1 protein-coding gene is annotated in these 1,486 nt (G+C 67.9%); it reads right to left on the bottom strand.

The genetic code is table 11. The annotated features are described in order from the left end of the window. Nucleotides 1-164: 164 nt before the first annotated feature. A complete protein-coding gene (locus HUW62_RS47215) occupies nt 165-1,382 on the bottom strand; it encodes an IS701 family transposase (RefSeq protein WP_255204048.1) in 1,218 nt (405 codons plus the stop codon). Between the last annotated feature and the right edge of the window lie 104 nt (nt 1,383-1,486).

The following is a 1,486-nucleotide window of genomic DNA, read 5'->3' as shown; positions in this document are numbered from 1 at the left end:
CACTACTGCGTCAGGGGCCCGATGGGTGGACGGGGAGGCCGAGCAGGCGACGTGAGTCGCGGTGGGGGTTGGTGCGGTGGCAGGTGGGGCAGCGCGGCAACCAAGAGGCAATCACTCGCGCCATGGCGAGCCGTGCGGTGATGAGGCTGTCGTGGAAGTGGCGCTCAGGCCGAGAGTGGCTGCGCGTGGGCTTCAGCCGCCCTTCGGGCCGAGGGGGGAAAACGCCACGTGCGTTCGGCCACGAGGAAGGCGTAGCAACACAGCGCGACGGAGACATGGTGATGCCAGCCGGGGAAACGGCGGCCTTCGTAATGGTCCAGGCCCAGTTCCCCCTTGAGGTCCTCGTAGACGCGTTCGGTTCTCCAGCGCTGCATCACCAGACGGATGAGCTGCTTCTTCGTCCGGCCCTCTGGCAGGGATATCAGGAAGTAATTGGCGGGCTCGGGCTCACCGTCGCGCCACTCAATGAGCAGCCCCAGGGGCTCCTGCTCTCGCAGGGGGACGCCCGCGGCGACGACGCGGCGCAGAGCAAAGCGTGCCGACAAGGCGTCTTTCGTACCCTGGCGCCAGGTGCACCGTCGGAAGCCGCCTCGTTCATGAAGGCGCAGGGCCAGGTCCGAAACGCTTTGAGTGTCCTTTCGGGGGCGGTCCTTCGCATCCAAGAGGGAGACGCTCGTCTGTGGGGCCACTGCCACCGCGTAATGCAAGCCCAGCGAGCGAAGGCGCGCACGAAAGTCGCTGGAGCTGCCATAGGCGGTGTCCGCCAGGAGGACGCCCGGAGCCACCCCGTCCTCCACGGCCCGCTCAATCATTCGCAGCGCCAGTTGGGGCTTCGTCCTGAAGGCCACCTCGGCGGGGATGCGGGCCTCGCGGCGACGCGCCTCGTCGCTGGCCCAGCACTCGGGGAGGTACAACTCGAAGTCGACGGGCAGGTGCTCGGTGCGGGTGGCCACGCTGAGGCTGACGCCAATCTGACAGTTGGTCACCTTCCCCGCCGAGCCGGTGTACTGCCGCTGCACGCCCACCGAATGCTTGCCCTGCTTGAGGAAGCCCGTGTCGTCCACAATCCAGGCTTCCACCGACGCCTGCTGCGTCATCGCCTCCAGCGCATACCTCGCAGCCTGGCGCCGCACGTCCCGGTCGCTCCACTTCGAGTCCACCGCGAAGTGCAACAGTCGCTGGTGCATGGCGTCCACCCGCGCGGGGTCCGGACACGCGCGGGCGGCCAAGGGCTCCACGCTCTTGCGCTCGCCATCCCCCAGCAGGCCCATCGCGTAGAGGGCGAACGAGCCCCGCCGACTCTCCTCGCCCAGCACCTCGCCGATTTGCTGGAAGTACCTCTCAAGCCGCTGCACCGCGGCGGCGTTCATGAAGGAGTCCATACCCCATTCATGAGTGGGGCCGATGGCGGCCAATGCAATGAGGGCCTGCCCGCCCAGCCCTCCGCCGCCCATTCCCTCTTCGGCCTACCCCTGATGCAGTAGTG

Origin of the sequence: Myxococcus sp. AM011, from assembly GCF_013372595.1 — a bacterium.
Classification (GTDB): Bacteria; Myxococcota; Myxococcia; order Myxococcales; family Myxococcaceae; genus Myxococcus; species Myxococcus eversor.
This window is presented reverse-complemented; position numbering and strand designations above follow the sequence as displayed.

What these genes read in the sequence shown, in the direction of transcription:
- HUW62_RS47215 (WP_255204048.1), bottom strand. Translation starts at nt 1,382, where the DNA reads ATGGACTCCTTCATGAACGCCGCCGCGGTGCAGCGGCTTGAGAGGTAC.